Raw genomic sequence first — 14,029 nt, forward strand, 5'->3', positions numbered from 1 at the left:
TGTGCCATTTGGCAATATTTGATGGTCTGCTGTGGGAATATGTGTGTGGGTTCCGACAACTAATGAAACGTGACCGTCAAAAAATTGTCCGATTCCCATTTTTTCACTTGTCGCTTCAGCATGTACATCAAGGATAATGGCCTGCACTGTCGTCCCCAAACGATAGCGCAATAAAAGCTCGCTGACAGTACGGAAAGGATCGTCTAACGGATCCATAAAAATGCGCCCCATAACATTAATAACGAGCGCTTTTTGTCCCTTCGGTAATTCAATAAGGCAACTACCCTGCCCTGGAGTGCCTGGTGGGTAGTTAATAGGGCGGATAACAGTTGGAAACTGATCAATTTGTCCAATTAGATCGCGTCGATCCCACGCATGATTACCAAGCGTTATGGCATCAACCCCGCCATTGAGGAGATCTCTCGCAATTTGCGGAGATAGTCCGAAACCATGAGAAGCGTTTTCTCCATTTACAACAACTAAATCGAGAGACAGCTTTTCACGCCACTCCGGTAAACCTTTTAAAACGGCTTCCCGGCCTGAGCGGCCTACGATATCTCCCAAAAACAATAGTCTCAATGTCTGACTTTCATAAAATTCAAAACGTTATAATTTCGTGTTCTGTTACGATAAATTCGAGTCGTTGATCAAATATATCTGTCGGAATCCATTTTTGCTCCTGGCTGGAAAGTGCATAGCCAACAGCCATACTATTAGGATAGGCATTTAATGTCCGGTCATAATAGCCTCCTCCATATCCCAGTCTGGCTCCCGAGCGATCAAAAGCTAAAAGAGGAACAAGGATTAGGTCAGGAGTGCCTTGTGCCCCTCGCGGGTAAGACGTGCCAAATCGGCCCCTATACATTTTTGTATGTGGTTTCCAATAATGGAATGTAAGGGCCGAACCTTTTGGGGGTGTATAAGGAAGAAGAACCTGAAGGCCCACTTTATCCAGAAGGTGGCAAAGAGGCCTTAGATCAATTTCTGAGTCTAATGGCCAAACGAGGGCGATTCTGGAAAAACCAGTTTTCCAGATAAAATGCGAGAGTTTCTGTATAATAAGCCGATTTTGTTTTGGAAGCGGTCGTGTACGATCGGAAAGCAGTTTTCGCCGTAGCTGCTGTTTTTTTTGGTCTATATCCAGAACTGACCTCTTAAATGAAAAAGAGCCACCGAGCCGTCGGTTTCTGTCTACCCTCCTAGACCTGCTTGAACAGGTGGGCACCAGTTAACGTGACCAGGGCCACGACAGAGCCAGTTCCCTAAGGAGTGCTTATCGGCCCAGGGGTTGATCTTACCTAACAAACCCGGCAGCTCCCTCTGAAATATGACATTCAGCTTGTCGTAGTTCAAGACTCAATTTTCAAAGAAAAAAAAAGTTTAGGCCAATTTTGAGGCATCTTCATCCAATTGTGACAAAAGATTTTCGGCAAGATCGGCAACTTGGTGCAGTCTTTCATGCTGTCTGGAGCGTTCTTCAATGATTAATCGTGCCTGCTCGATAGCCTTGACCGATTCGTCAGTCATCTGGCCTGCTCGCAAATCCTGAATTTCATCAGCTAAAAGCAGCGCTGTTAAAAACAGGGCATGGCTTTCGCTACTCGGTGCAAGCTGGCTACGTACAGTGTTCAAGCGCCTTTCGACTTCTTGAGACAAATATTGCACGTGACCTTCTTCGCCATCTTTGCAACCCACAACATAAGTTGCCCCTGTTATGGTGAGCGTAATTTGTGCCATATATCAGCCCTCCTTTTGCTCATCTTTAACAGGGACCTCCAAAAGAGACTTAATTTTATGCTCTAAATCTTCGATACGTTCAGTCAAGCTGGACATGAAAGTCTCTTTTTCTTTTTGATATGATAGAGCCTGACTATCTCGCTGCTCCAAAATAAAGCCGACACGTACCAAAGCAGTCTCTAACCGTTCAATGGGGTCATCATTATGGACAAACTCATTATGTTGAGGATACTCAACGATATCCATTTTCAATCCCCTTTTCTTTTCTCTCAACCTTAAAAGCGTTTATTCTATTTTGAGAAAGACTTTTCTTTGCAAAGCGTCAAGCATGTTAGACCCTTTTCCTTACCCTGTTATTGATATTTCCTCCCAAAATGAGCTTAAACGACTTTTGAGCCTACAAAATGAGAAGAGAATTACAATTATTTCGCCCCCTTATGCAGGCCATGCTTTTGGCCTGCCCTGGTGGCAAACCTTGATAAAAGACTGTCCTTTTCCCACTATCCTTGATTGTGGTGCATCGGCTGCGTTGGCTTTAGCAGCACTTGAAGACGGTATTCATGGGGTTATTTGTCGTGATTTTTACTCTTTAAAACCGTCTCAATACTCTTATCAGCTTTTAACAAAACGGCCTGACACATTATCTTTAAAAGACTACATAAAACAACTATCCAGTTCTTAGAGGATCCGGCATTTAAATAATGATGATTGATTTTGATTTATACCCCATGATTTCACCAACAGATGATTATGAAGCTGTGCTCAATCACCTGCCTAAAATCCTGATTGAGCCCCGCATTTCGGCTCTGCTTTTATGCATCGATAAAGTTCCTTCAGAAACGATTATAGGCAAGCTTCTATCTTTATCTCAACAACATAACGTTGCTTTAATGGTATCTTTTACGGCTTATTCCAAGCCTGATAGCCAAAGATTTAAAGATGTTGACGGTGTACATATAACCGATCTCGCTAATCTTCCTCTTTCTGTTCAGTCCGCAAAATCTTTGAAGCAACAAATAGGCTGCAGCTGCACTACGTTAGATGAAGCAATGTATGCAGGCGAAGTAGGAGTCGACTATGTCTCATTCCCTGCACATTCGTTGGAGCTTATTGAAAAATGGAGCGGTTTTGCTGAGCTTCCTTGCGTTGCTGAAAATGCAGACTCTCCCCATGAAGCTTTTGAAGCTGTAAAGCGCGGGGCCGACTTTGTTGCTTTTTCATTAAGTATGAATGAAACAGATCTAGAGTGGATTAATGAGCTAAATACTCTCGGCTCACTTTAATTTTAGGGAGCTATATTTATTTTTTCCGAGGCAGGAATTGAGTTTAGAAGATAAAGTGTCCCATTGGATTGGGGATAAACCTGCCCTGTGAACCGGGTCATTCCACCCTGAGGGGTAATGACAATTACCTCACCTGACGGTAAAGGCCTTAAAAAGATTTTAGTGCCACTTAAAGTCGTTGCTTCAACATTACCATTTAGAAACTGGGCTCTTTTACGCAGACTGGGCAGAGAATAATTCCCTATTAAAATAGTTCCGCCAATAAAGCGCGAAAGCTGCTTTTGGTTAGACGGAGCCATGAGACCACCGGGTACTTTACGGCTGTAATCTTCCAATATCTCATTAGGCAAAGCAAGAACGGTATATGGGCCTTCTGCCTGAAGCCATCTTTGCCAGCCAGCCTGTTTTACCGCGGCGTAATAATCAGCTAATTCTATTGAAGAACTTATATTTTCATCGAGGGTGTTATCTTCATAAGACACAGTAGGCGTTGAATGAAACGCTATCGGGCTGCTGCTTGATTCACCCTTTTTGGCAGAATGGTACTGGTTAGTAGCACTCTTCGCATCAGGTAATATTTCAGAATAATTTGAAGGACCTACAAAATAAGGATCTTGCCTATCTGGCTCAGCACCACTTTGACAGGCAGATAATGCGCCTCCTAATAAAATGCTACTAATGAGCCAGTAAAATCGCTTATGGATTGAGTCATAATTTTGATGGCTCAACATCCATCTCCTCTTTTTCTCCAAGCAATGACTCGGTCTTCGAGCAGTTCAAACGTCGTTTGGCAAGTGCTGGCACTATAGCCCGACATAGCCGGACCGCCCCACGGGCCTCCCCAGCCCCATCCCCAACCATAATCATTGCCCCAACCCCAGTCAGAAGAGCCCGGATAGAAATCAACGTCTGACACATTATAAGCCAAAAATTTGTGACCTTTAGTCTCATAGGTGGTTGAAGGGACACCAAATTCCCTAATGACTTCCAACGCACTCTGTCCCACCATCGAATCGAGTAGTTCCTTTTTCTCCAAAGGTGAAACTTCACATCCCGCTAAAATGGTAAGACAGGCTATATTCAAAAACAAAAAAAACTGCTTTAGCCGTCTTCCTTGCACTATAGGGCAGTCATGTAATTTCTTTTTCTCTACCATCATTTTGTATCCTTAAGATTTTTCGTAACGTAGAGATCACTCCAGAAAGAAAATTTGTCTTTTCTAACTCAGCCCAGCCAGAGCAAATCGTCAATAGATGGAGCGTTTGTGGCTAACATCGCAAGGCGGTCAAACCCTAGTGCAATACCAGAGCAAGGGGGCATAAAACTGATAGACTTTAAAAATGCTTCATCTAGCGGCCAATCCTGATCTTTATAGAGATCAAGTCTTCGCGCACGGTCTATCTCAAAGCGTTTTCTTTGCTCATTTTGATCTGTAAGTTCCTCAAAAGCATTGGCCAACTCTAAGCCACCTGCGTAAAGCTCAAAACGCAAAGCAACACGTTCATCATGAGGATCTTTTTTGGATAGTGCCGCCTGAGGTGCCGGCCAGTGTGTTAGGAATGTTGGTTTTTCACGGCCAATAAAAGGTTCAATTTTTTCCAGCATCAGACGGAAAAATAAATCTTCCCACTCTTCTCCCTCACGTAACAAAACACCCGCCTGTCGCGCTAAGGCCTCAGCATCATTTATCGTTCCCAATAAATCAGCACCTACATAGCGATGAAAAGCGTCTTCCAAGGTTAGACGTTCAAACGGCGCTGATAATTTTATTGTGTTCGACTTATAGTGAATCTCAGAAGGTAAAATGGTTTTTAATAAATCTTCTGTTTCATCCATAAGGGCAGTTAGGTCAGCTTTTGGATGATACCATTCCAGCATGGTGAATTCGGGGTGGTGAGTGGCGCTTTTTTCTCCATTTCTCCAAACACGGGCGAATTGATAGATTGGAGATTGCAAAGCAGCTACCAATCTTTTCATAGCGAACTCAGGGCTAGTATGAAGAAAGCGTTTTTCTTTTTCGCCATCTGGTTTTTCAAGAATTGTAGAAAAACATCTTAAATGGACCTCCTCCCCAGGTGTTTGCACGAGATAAGGCGTCTCGACCTCAATATAATTTTTGTGGTCAAAAAACGCCCGCACAGCATGCATAAGTTCCATACGGCGGCGCATTAAAGGGGCCTTGTCTGCTATGGAACGAAGGTCATGAGGTAAAGATGCAGGCATAAACACTACGCTTAAAATATTTATAATATGAATAGTTTTTGTTGCATAAGGCTGTAAAGCTTGGCTAGAGCAAACTCATGGAAAAAACGGCTAAACCTTCTCTGCAAAGCACTATTCGCTCAGCTCATGACCTTATAGAGGCTGGCCTTGCTTCAGAATCAGATCGGACTCATTTAGAAACTGTAGCCCAACATTATGCCACAGCCGTGCCACCTGCTTTTCAGGCTCTGATAGAAGACCCTAATGACCCTATTGGAAAGCAAGTGATTCCAACTGCTAATGAGCTCATAACGCAAAATTATGAGATGAATGACCCCATCGGAGATGAGGCTTTTTCGCCCCTTCCTGGTCTGATTCATCGTTATGAAGATAGAGTTTTATTAAAGCCACTTCTCATTTGCCCTCTTTATTGCCGATTTTGCTTTCGGCGTGAGCATGTAGGGCCGGATGGTGGATTATTGAATAAAAACGATCTGACAAAAGCGTTTGAATGGATCGACTCGCACCCCGAAATACAGGAAGTCATTTTATCAGGTGGCGATCCTTTAATGCTCTCTCCTCGTCGATTAAGTTTTATTATATCTCACCTTTCTTCCATAACGCATATTCATACAATCAGAATACATACACGTGTACCTGTTGCTGCCCCTGAACTGATTAACCATGAACTTTTACAGGCTCTAGACAGTGAAAAAGCTGTATGGATGGTTCTTCATATTAATCATGCGCAGGAATTGGGGCCTTCTGCGAAAGCAGCCATAAAATCGTTAGTCAAAGAAGGCATACCGCTTTTATCGCAATCAGTCCTATTGCGCGGAATCAATGATAACCTTGACTCTTTAGAGACGCTTTTGCGATCACTGATACAATTACGCATCAAACCTTATTATTTACATCATCTTGATCCTGCTCCCGGTACATCCCATTTCCACGTTCCGGTCGAAAAAGGACTCGCTCTTCTTAAGGCTTTGAGAGGACGCGTATCAGGATTGGCCTGGCCGCATTACGTTGTTGATATTCCAGGAGGAAAAGGGAAAGTTCCTTTAGGCCCTAGCTATCTTTTACCGAAAGAAAACAGCTATAATGGAGAGGAAAAAATATATTCCTTCCGAGGTGACATTCACAATTTTCGTTAAAAGCGGAAATCATAAAGAGAATTTTAGCGCCTTGCGTCTTACCCCTAGCTAGCGCTAGAAGCCGCATATATAGAGTAAATACGTAAACCTTATAAAGTACCGGAGAGCCGTACCTACCATGAAACAACAAGCCAACCTCATCAGAGCCGGGCAGGTAATTGAACATAATGGGCGTCGTTGGACTGTTCTCAAACAACAAATCCTGACCCCAGGTAAGGGCGGTGCTTTTATCCAGGTTGAAATGCGTGACCTTTCTACCGGTAACAAAACCAATGAAAGATGGCGCACAGCTGACACTGTCGAACGTCTCATCACAGAAGATAAAGACTATATTTATTCCTACACAGACGGTGAAAACATCGTTTTAATGGATCCTGAGACTTTTGAGCAAACATTCCTGCCCCAAGATATTTTGGGAGAACAGCTCGCTTTTCTGCAAGATAACATGCAACTTAGCATTAAGCTTGTTGAAGGTGACCCTGTAGCTGTCACACTTCCGCCTCATGTCACCCTTGAAGTGGCAGAAGCAGACCCGGTTGTAAAAGGGCAAACAGCAAGCTCTTCATATAAGCCTGCTGTCTTATCTAACGGTGTTAAAACCCTTGTTCCTCCTTTTGTTGAGGCTGGTGAGCGCATTGTCGTCCGCACTGACGATGCTTCTTACGTTGAGCGCGCTAAGGACTAAATCATGCGTTTATCTCCGCATATGACCGTAATGCAAAATGCTGCTCAAAAAGCAGCACGGTCTCTTTTGCGTGATTTTACTGAGGTGGAGCAGCTTCAGGTAAGTATCAAAGGTCCGGGTGACTTTGTCTCTCAGGCTGATATGCGCGCCGAAGCTACCATTCGTGAAGAACTGAACCGGGCGCGCCCTGGTTATAGTTTTTTGATGGAAGAAAGCGGCGCTTCTGGAAGCGATAATTGGAGCTGGCGTTGGGTTGTTGATCCCCTTGATGGGACAACAAACTTCCTGCACGGTATTCCTCACTGGGCTATTTCCATTGGGCTACAAAAACGTCTAGCTGATGGCACAATCGAGCTTGTAGCTGCTGTCGTTTATAACCCTGCCACAAATGAAATGTATTGGGCTGAAAAAGGCATTGGCGCTTTTCTTAATGAAAGACGCTTGCGTGTTTCAGCACGGCGCAAATTATCAGAAGCCGTATTTGCAACTGGTATTCCTTTTGCCAAAGTTTCTGAAGAAAAGCGTCTTCCTTTCGGTTTCATTCTTGGTGCTTTAATGCCAAAAGTTGCAGGTATTCGCCGTTTTGGTGCTGCTGCTCTTGACCTCGCATGGGTAGCTGCTGGCCGCTATGAAGGCTATTGGGAGCTTGGAATAAAACCTTGGGACTGTGCTGCTGGTCTTCTTTTAGTACGAGAAGCCGGTGGATATGTTACGGATGAACATGGGAATGACCTGAGTGCTCTCCCTGATGATGATGTGACAATTATCGCTGCCAACACTCACTTTCACACACCTTTAAAAGATCTCGTCCGCAGTTCAATCGAAAAAGCTTCAGCTTCCTAACTCATATTGAATTGGAAGATTGCAGGAGGGGGCGCCACTCGGCTAGGATTATTCTATGAAATTAAGGCTGATCCATTCTCTCCTGCTGAGTTCTGTACTGCTCAGCTGTAGCATTTTCACTACAGCCAGCATGGCACAGATTTCTACGAATTTTGATGTACTCCCCAAGGGAGACAAAAATTCAGCACCGCAGGCTGAAAAAAAAACGAAATCTGTGGCGCGTTCATCGCCTTCATCAAAAGCTATTCAGCAAGCTAAAACTGGCTCCCCCTCTTCCGCAGCCCATACGACGCTCCCGGCAATCCCTCAAGAACCGCCAAAACCCGTCATTATTCCACCTCCTTTTGTGCCGGTGCCCACTCATCCAGCCGTTGCACCAACAGACATAAAAGCAGATCAGGCCGCTAAAAGTCAGTTTGTTTCCCTGGCCGGTACAAAGCGCGTTTTATTTGACACTCTTTCATATAGTTTAAATCAAGAAACGATCGATGCTGTTTCTAATTTGGGGAAAGAATTAGCAAGTCAGCCACATAAACGAATTGTGCTGGAAAGCTATGCTAATATTCCAGGAGATGATCCCTCTCAGCCACGCCGTGTTGCTCTTGCAAGAGCTTTGGCGATTCGATCTCTTTTAATACGCAGTGGCGTAGCCACTACGAGAATCTATCCTATTGCTCATGGTAGAACTGAGGCTCAAGATAAGGAGCCGGCTGACAGGGTAGATATTAGACTTGAAGAAAATCCTGTTAAATATGTCCCTCTGTCTATTGCAGCACCTGAAAATACAGATCCTGCTCTGACCGATCCTCAAAAAAGGAGTTCAGTACAATGACACGCCCAACGCGCTATCTGGTCAGAATGGTTCTATTTTTGCTTATCATTGCAGGGCTGGGCTTTTATCTCTCACCAATGCTGAAACATGCCTTTATGGCCAATCCTGGGCTAAATGGTACAATCTTAGGTATCTTGGTGTTAGGCATTATCTGGAATTTCCATTTAATTATTCGTCTATATCCTGAGATAAATTGGGCTGATGGCCTTCGTCAAAAACGCTCCGGCCTAACAGTACGACCCAAAACACGCTTATTAGGCGTACTTTCGGGAGCCATTAAACAAACGCAAAGCGAACAGGTGCCCTTGACGCTATCTCCTCAAAGAACAGAAACACTTCTTGATAGTTTGAGTGCGCGCATGGATGAAGGGCGTGATATTTCACGCTACACAACGCAACTCCTTATTTTCTTGGGCCTTTTAGGTACATTTTACGGGCTACTCCTTACATTACGCTCCATTGCGGATGTTATTGGCGGGTTGCCTTCGGTCAATGCTGATGTCGGACTTATGTTTGACCATGTAAAAAATGGATTGGTCCGTCCATTGACAGGTATGGCCACAGCTTTTTCTGGGTCAATGTTTGGCCTAGCTGGTGCGCTTATTCTTGGCTTTTTAGATCTAACAACAGGGCAGGCTCAAAACCGCTTTTTTAACGAACTTGAAGATTGGCTTACTAATCTTGTTAATACAAAATCCGAGTCCAGCAGCGTTACAACAAGTGCCGCTATAAATGCACTGACAAGCCAAAATGAACCTGAAGCTTTCACCGCCACTATGGAAGATTGGCTGCCTCGTGTTCAGGATTTCATGCGTCTTACGACCGAAAATGTTTCTTTATTGCAGCAAAACCTCACAATCTTGCGGGCTTTAGTTCGTGATGGTCAGGAAGGTCAGCAACAAGTTATCGCAACGCTTAAAGAAATATTGAATAATCTTGAGCAGCAAGGACGCGAGCAAGCTTCAATTCAGCTATTACAGGAGATTGAACGCCAGTTAAAAAGCCTGCGTGACGAGATGCGCGAAAATCGTATAGCAGCGAAAGAACTGTAATATGGCACGGCGCAAACGTAATACACATAGCGCAATAAATGCCTGGCCTGGCTATGTAGATGCTCTCTCTACATTGCTTATGGTCATTACATTTGTTTTGCTCGTTTTTGTCATTGGGCAACAATTTCTTTCTGCAACTATTACGCAAAAAGAACGCACTCTTTCTTCTTTAAAAGAACAGGTTGACCACCTGGCTAAAGTTTTGTCCCTGAGCCAAGAAGAGGTCAAACAGCTTAAAAGTGATAATCAGTTAAAAAATGCAGAATTAGCCACTCTGAAGGAAAATTTGGATGAAAAATCCAAAAACCTGCAAGAGTTACAAGAAAAATCTAGCTCGCTTGAAGCAACGCAATTTAGAGACATTCTTGATTTATCTAAACAAGTTTCAGCACTGTCTCAGCAACTGGAAATGATTTCTAAAGCGCTTGACCTTGAAAAGCAGAAAGAATCTGACAAAGATCAACAAATTGAGGATCTGGGCAAAAAGCTAAATATAGCGTTGGCAGATAAAGTCACTCAGCTCAAACGTTATCGCTCCGAATTTTTTGGGCGTTTAAGAGAAATTCTTAAAGGCAAACATGGCATTGAGGTGAAGGGAGATCGCTTTATTTTCCCTTCAGAAATTCTTTTTCCTACAGGAAGTGCTGAGCTAACAGCCGAAGGAAAAAGTGAAATTCGGACCCTTGCCAAAACATTTCGCAGTGTTGCTTCAACGATTCCCAAAGATATTCCCTGGATCTTACGCGTTGATGGTCATGCAGACCGTATGCCCATACATAGTATTTTCCCGAGTAACTGGGAACTTTCTTCAGCAAGAGCAATTACAGTTGTAAAAATGCTTATTGCTGAGGGCGTTGACCCGCACCATCTCGCAGCGACAGGGTTTTCCGTCTATCAACCTCTTGCAAAAGGTACGAGTGCCGAGGACTATGCCCGTAACCGACGCATTGAGTTCCGCTTAACTGATCGCTAACTCCTAAATTGCTTGTTTTTGACGTAATGACAGAAACAACGGAATCACCTATAGAAATGCCATGACTAATACACCGCTCTCTTTGATCCGAAACTTCTCAATCATTGCTCATATTGACCATGGCAAATCAACCCTGGCTGACCGTCTTATCGAGGCCTGTGGCGCCCTAACAGCCCGAGAAATGAAAGGGCAGGTTCTTGATTCGATGGAACTTGAGCAAGAGCGCGGTATTACAATCAAGGCCCAGACCGTGCGTCTGACCTATCCGGCCAAAGATGGTAAGATTTATACCCTGAATCTCATGGATACACCGGGCCATGTTGATTTTGCTTATGAAGTAAGTCGTTCCCTTGCCGCCTGTGAAGGCTCATTGCTTGTTGTAGACGCTTCTCAGGGAGTAGAGGCTCAAACACTAGCCAATGTTTACCAGGCAATTGACGCTAACCACGAAATTGTACCTGTCCTTAATAAAATTGATCTTCCTGCTGCCGAGCCAGAACGTGTTAGAACTCAAATTGAGGACGTTGTAGGTATTCCGGCAGATGACGCAGTCGAAATTAGTGCAAAAACAGGCATTAATATCGAAGGCGTTCTAGAAGCTCTTGTAGAGAGGCTTCCTGCCCCAGTGGGTGACGATAAGGCGCCGCTACAGGCCTTGCTGGTTGATAGCTGGTATGACCCTTATTTGGGTGTGATCATTTTGGTGCGTATTAAAGAGGGGCGACTAAAACGCGGCGATAAGATTCGCATGATGCAAACAAATGCGACTTATCATGTAGATCAGGTTGGCGTCTTTTTGCCCAAAATGAAATCCGTCGATTCATTAGGCCCAGGTGAAATTGGCTATATTAATGCGGCTATCAAAACAGTGGCTGACTGTAATGTGGGTGATACAATCACACTTGATAACCGCCCTGCAGAAAAAGCTCTTCCTGGTTTTAAACCCTCCATTCCAGTGGTGTGGTGTGGCCTGTTCCCTATCGATGCAGATGATTTTGAAAAATTACGCGACAGTTTAGGCAAACTACGCCTCAATGACGCATCTTTTCATTTTGAAGCAGAAACCTCTGCAGCTCTGGGATTTGGCTTCCGCTGTGGATTCCTTGGATTACTCCATTTAGAAATTATTCAGGAACGTCTTTCCCGCGAGTTTAATCTTGATCTTATAGCAACAGCTCCTTCGGTTGTTTACAAAATTGAACGGACAAACGGCACAGTTGAAGACTTACATAATCCAGCTGATATGCCTGACCTCTCGCAAATAGAGCGCATCGAAGAACCCTGGATTAAAGCTTCAATCCTCGTGCAAGATGAATATCTTGGTGCTGTTTTAAGTTTATGTAGTGAGAGGCGTGGCATTCAAATTGACCTCACTTATGTAGGCAATCGCGCCATGGCCACATATCGCTTACCACTTAACGAAGTCGTATTCGACTTTTATGACCGTTTAAAATCGCTGACACGCGGCTATGCCTCATTTGATTATCAAATGGATGGTTATGAAGAAAGCGACCTTGTGCGGATTTCCATTTTGGTCAATCACGAACCTGTCGATGCGCTCGCTTTTGTTGCTCACCGCTCAGCAGCAGAAGCCAGAGGCCGCTCTATTTGTGCAAAATTAAAAGACCTAATTCCCAAACAACTTTTTAAAATTGCTATTCAAGCTGCCATTGGCTCCAAAGTTATAGCACGCGAAACCATTGGCGCCCTTTCTAAAGATGTGACAGCCAAATGTTATGGCGGTGATATTTCGCGTAAAAGAAAGCTACTTGATAAGCAAAAAGAAGGTAAAAAGCGCATGCGTCAGTTTGGTAAGGTTGAAATCCCTCAAAGCGCCTTCCTTGCAGCTCTTAAAATGGATTGAGATAAATGCCCAGGACGGGAGCTTTACTTTGCGTGCGAAACGCACGAAAGACACTTCACTGGTGGATTGCTCATCACTTAGCTGTTGGCTTTACAACACTTTATATCTGTGATGATCATTCTGATGATGGCACATGGGAGTTTCTCCAAACAGCCGCTCATCGTTATGATCTAAGAATCAGCCAAACTGATTTGAGCATTACGTCACCTGAAGAGCGTCGTGAGAAAGCACAAAGAGAACTTGTTCGGGAACAACATCAAAATATCAGCTGGATTCTCCCTCTTGATTTAGATGAATATTTTTATCCAGAGAGCGGTTCAGTTAGAGCTTTTTTAGCTGACCTCAAAGCACGATATGGAGAAGAAACATTCAATCTCACTCTGTCTTTTCCGATTAATTGGTGTATTAGCGGCTTAAATGGCCATCATCCTGATAATATAACAGGCAATAGCCCTTCGCCGCGTACGCTCTTTAACCGTCATGCGCCACAAGAATTTCAGGACCATAGAATCGTTCGCTTTATTTGCCGCCCTGAAGCATTGGCAGAAACGTTACCTGACCCCTTTAGCTGGTCAGATCATGATGTTGACTGGTCGTTGGGGCGCATTATGCATGATGCGGCTGCGCAATCACAAGGCGATGTGAGACTTCATTACGACAGAAATGAAGAGGTTTTTATCCATGCAGATCGCTTTTTATGTCAAACGCAGCTAATTGCAGCAAGAATTTTACAGGCCGCGTTATTAGCTCTTTCCTATAAACTTAGAGAAAGACCAATACAAAATTTTGACGAAGAGCAATTATCGATAAAACTTTATAAAGTCGTATCTAACGGCATGATATTATATTTCGATCATGATCATAATAAGATTGTGTGGCAAAATATAGATCAGACCCAGCAAACAGAACTGGCACCATTTTATCTTATAGGCGATATTAAAGATTCGATTCCCCGAAATGGACTCAATTTATGGGGCTATATTCTTCCAGCTGAAAAATTATCGTCTTATGAAAACTATCTTTCTGTAAAACATAGCTATAGTGAGCTACTCGGCTTTTTGCCTTTGGGTTTATATTATAAAAACAATAAATATAATTTGATTAATAGCGCTAGTAATGAATGCTTATTTGAGGAACCATGTTCTTTTGAGTTAGTATCTTTTCTTTCTGACAGCGCACTCATTAACCAAACGGTTTTTCAGCAATTTTCTACTCTGTTCAAATATGGTCACACAGCCCCGGCTCTCATAAAAGCACTTAAAGAACTTCCATGGATTGCGCCCTCTATATTAGGCGCTGCATTACTTCATTTATCAGAAAAAGAAAAAGCCCAAATTTTGCCTCTATATTTGCAAGACATATTCGGTGCTGCCTCCAAATAGAGTTTTTCAAAAAGGAGTC

At 43.6% G+C, this 14,029-nt stretch carries 17 protein-coding genes and 1 other RNA gene (1 of these 18 only partly in view); 10 read left to right on the forward strand and 8 right to left on the reverse strand.

The window, feature by feature from the left end; all coding sequences use genetic code 11:
- The 5 genes from GT348_RS05575 to GT348_RS05595 form a co-directional block, all read right to left on the reverse strand.
- A protein-coding gene (locus GT348_RS05575) for a TIGR00282 family metallophosphoesterase (RefSeq protein WP_160618862.1) crosses the window boundary here: on the reverse strand, positions 1-579 show its 5' portion. 240 nt of this gene lie to the left of the window's left edge; only the first 579 of its 819 coding nucleotides appear in the window; its start codon is at positions 577-579; its stop codon lies off the left edge, out of view.
- 19 nt (positions 580-598) lie between these two features.
- Positions 599-1,144 carry a 5-formyltetrahydrofolate cyclo-ligase gene (locus GT348_RS05580; RefSeq protein WP_160619459.1) on the reverse strand — a complete coding sequence of 182 codons (546 nt, stop codon included), beginning with the start codon at positions 1,142-1,144 and terminating at the stop codon, positions 599-601.
- 18 nt (positions 1,145-1,162) lie between these two features.
- A non-coding RNA gene (gene ssrS, locus GT348_RS05585) (6S RNA) lies at positions 1,163-1,320 on the reverse strand.
- A 60-nt stretch (positions 1,321-1,380) separates the two neighbouring features.
- Positions 1,381-1,737 (reverse strand): cell division protein ZapA, encoded by a 357-nt coding sequence (zapA, locus tag GT348_RS05590; RefSeq protein WP_160618863.1) that lies wholly within the window; start codon positions 1,735-1,737, stop codon positions 1,381-1,383.
- A gap of 3 nt (positions 1,738-1,740) precedes the next feature.
- Entirely contained in the window at positions 1,741-1,983 is a 243-nt protein-coding gene (locus GT348_RS05595; RefSeq protein WP_160618864.1) for a hypothetical protein, read from the reverse strand.
- 82 nt (positions 1,984-2,065) lie between these two features.
- On the opposite strand from GT348_RS05595, the gene GT348_RS05600 reads away from it, so the two are divergent.
- Together GT348_RS05600 and GT348_RS05605 are read left to right on the forward strand one after the other, a co-directional pair.
- Positions 2,066-2,419, forward strand: coding sequence for a hypothetical protein (locus GT348_RS05600; RefSeq protein WP_160618865.1), 354 nt, complete (start codon positions 2,066-2,068; stop codon positions 2,417-2,419).
- A gap of 19 nt (positions 2,420-2,438) precedes the next feature.
- Positions 2,439-3,020, forward strand: coding sequence for a thiamine phosphate synthase (locus tag GT348_RS05605; protein ID WP_160618866.1), 582 nt, complete (start codon positions 2,439-2,441; stop codon positions 3,018-3,020).
- Positions 3,021-3,022: 2 nt separating this feature from the next.
- Here GT348_RS05605 and GT348_RS05610 read toward each other — a convergent pair whose 3' ends face one another.
- The 3 genes from GT348_RS05610 to epmA all read right to left on the reverse strand — a co-directional run bounded on the left by GT348_RS05610 (position 3,023) and on the right by epmA (position 5,243).
- Positions 3,023-3,751: a fasciclin domain-containing protein gene (locus tag GT348_RS05610; RefSeq protein WP_160618867.1), complete on the reverse strand. Its 729-nt coding sequence runs from the start codon at positions 3,749-3,751 to the stop codon at positions 3,023-3,025.
- Complete coding sequence (locus GT348_RS05615; RefSeq protein WP_236646431.1) at positions 3,745-4,179, reverse strand: hypothetical protein; 435 nt, start codon at positions 4,177-4,179, stop codon at positions 3,745-3,747. The genes GT348_RS05610 and GT348_RS05615 overlap by 7 nt, the downstream gene beginning before the upstream one ends.
- Positions 4,180-4,244: 65 nt before the next feature.
- Positions 4,245-5,243 carry an EF-P lysine aminoacylase EpmA gene (epmA, locus tag GT348_RS05620; protein WP_160618868.1) on the reverse strand — a complete coding sequence of 333 codons (999 nt, stop codon included), beginning with the start codon at positions 5,241-5,243 and terminating at the stop codon, positions 4,245-4,247.
- Between the two features lie 77 nt (positions 5,244-5,320).
- On the opposite strand from epmA, the gene GT348_RS05625 reads away from it, so the two are divergent.
- The 8 genes from GT348_RS05625 (at position 5,321) to GT348_RS05660 (ending at position 14,010) form a co-directional block, all read left to right on the forward strand.
- Entirely contained in the window at positions 5,321-6,379 is a 1,059-nt protein-coding gene (locus tag GT348_RS05625; RefSeq protein WP_160618869.1) for a lysine-2,3-aminomutase-like protein, read from the forward strand.
- A 118-nt stretch (positions 6,380-6,497) separates the two neighbouring features.
- Complete coding sequence (efp, locus tag GT348_RS05630; protein ID WP_160618870.1) at positions 6,498-7,064, forward strand: elongation factor P; 567 nt, start codon at positions 6,498-6,500, stop codon at positions 7,062-7,064.
- 3 nt (positions 7,065-7,067) lie between these two features.
- Entirely contained in the window at positions 7,068-7,907 is an 840-nt protein-coding gene (locus GT348_RS05635) for an inositol monophosphatase family protein (protein WP_160618871.1), read from the forward strand.
- A gap of 130 nt (positions 7,908-8,037) precedes the next feature.
- The gene (locus GT348_RS05640; RefSeq protein ID WP_160618872.1) at positions 8,038-8,739 is read left to right on the forward strand and encodes an OmpA family protein; all 702 of its coding nucleotides are present in this window, start codon (positions 8,038-8,040) and stop codon (positions 8,737-8,739) included.
- On the forward strand, positions 8,736-9,791 hold the full coding sequence (locus GT348_RS05645) for a flagellar motor protein MotA (RefSeq protein WP_160618873.1): 1,056 nt from the start codon (positions 8,736-8,738) through the stop codon (positions 9,789-9,791). Before GT348_RS05640 ends, GT348_RS05645 begins: the two co-directional genes overlap by 4 nt.
- A gap of 1 nt (position 9,792) precedes the next feature.
- Positions 9,793-10,764, forward strand: coding sequence for a peptidoglycan -binding protein (locus GT348_RS05650; RefSeq protein WP_160618874.1), 972 nt, complete (start codon positions 9,793-9,795; stop codon positions 10,762-10,764).
- A 61-nt stretch (positions 10,765-10,825) separates the two neighbouring features.
- Entirely contained in the window at positions 10,826-12,628 is a 1,803-nt protein-coding gene (lepA, locus tag GT348_RS05655; protein WP_160618875.1) for a translation elongation factor 4, read from the forward strand.
- A 32-nt stretch (positions 12,629-12,660) separates the two neighbouring features.
- On the forward strand, positions 12,661-14,010 hold the full coding sequence (locus tag GT348_RS05660; protein ID WP_160618876.1) for a glycosyltransferase family 2 protein: 1,350 nt from the start codon (positions 12,661-12,663) through the stop codon (positions 14,008-14,010).
- Positions 14,011-14,029 lie beyond the last annotated feature (19 nt).

The organism is Aristophania vespae, from assembly GCF_009906835.1.
Classification (GTDB): domain Bacteria; phylum Pseudomonadota; class Alphaproteobacteria; order Acetobacterales; family Acetobacteraceae; genus Aristophania; species Aristophania vespae.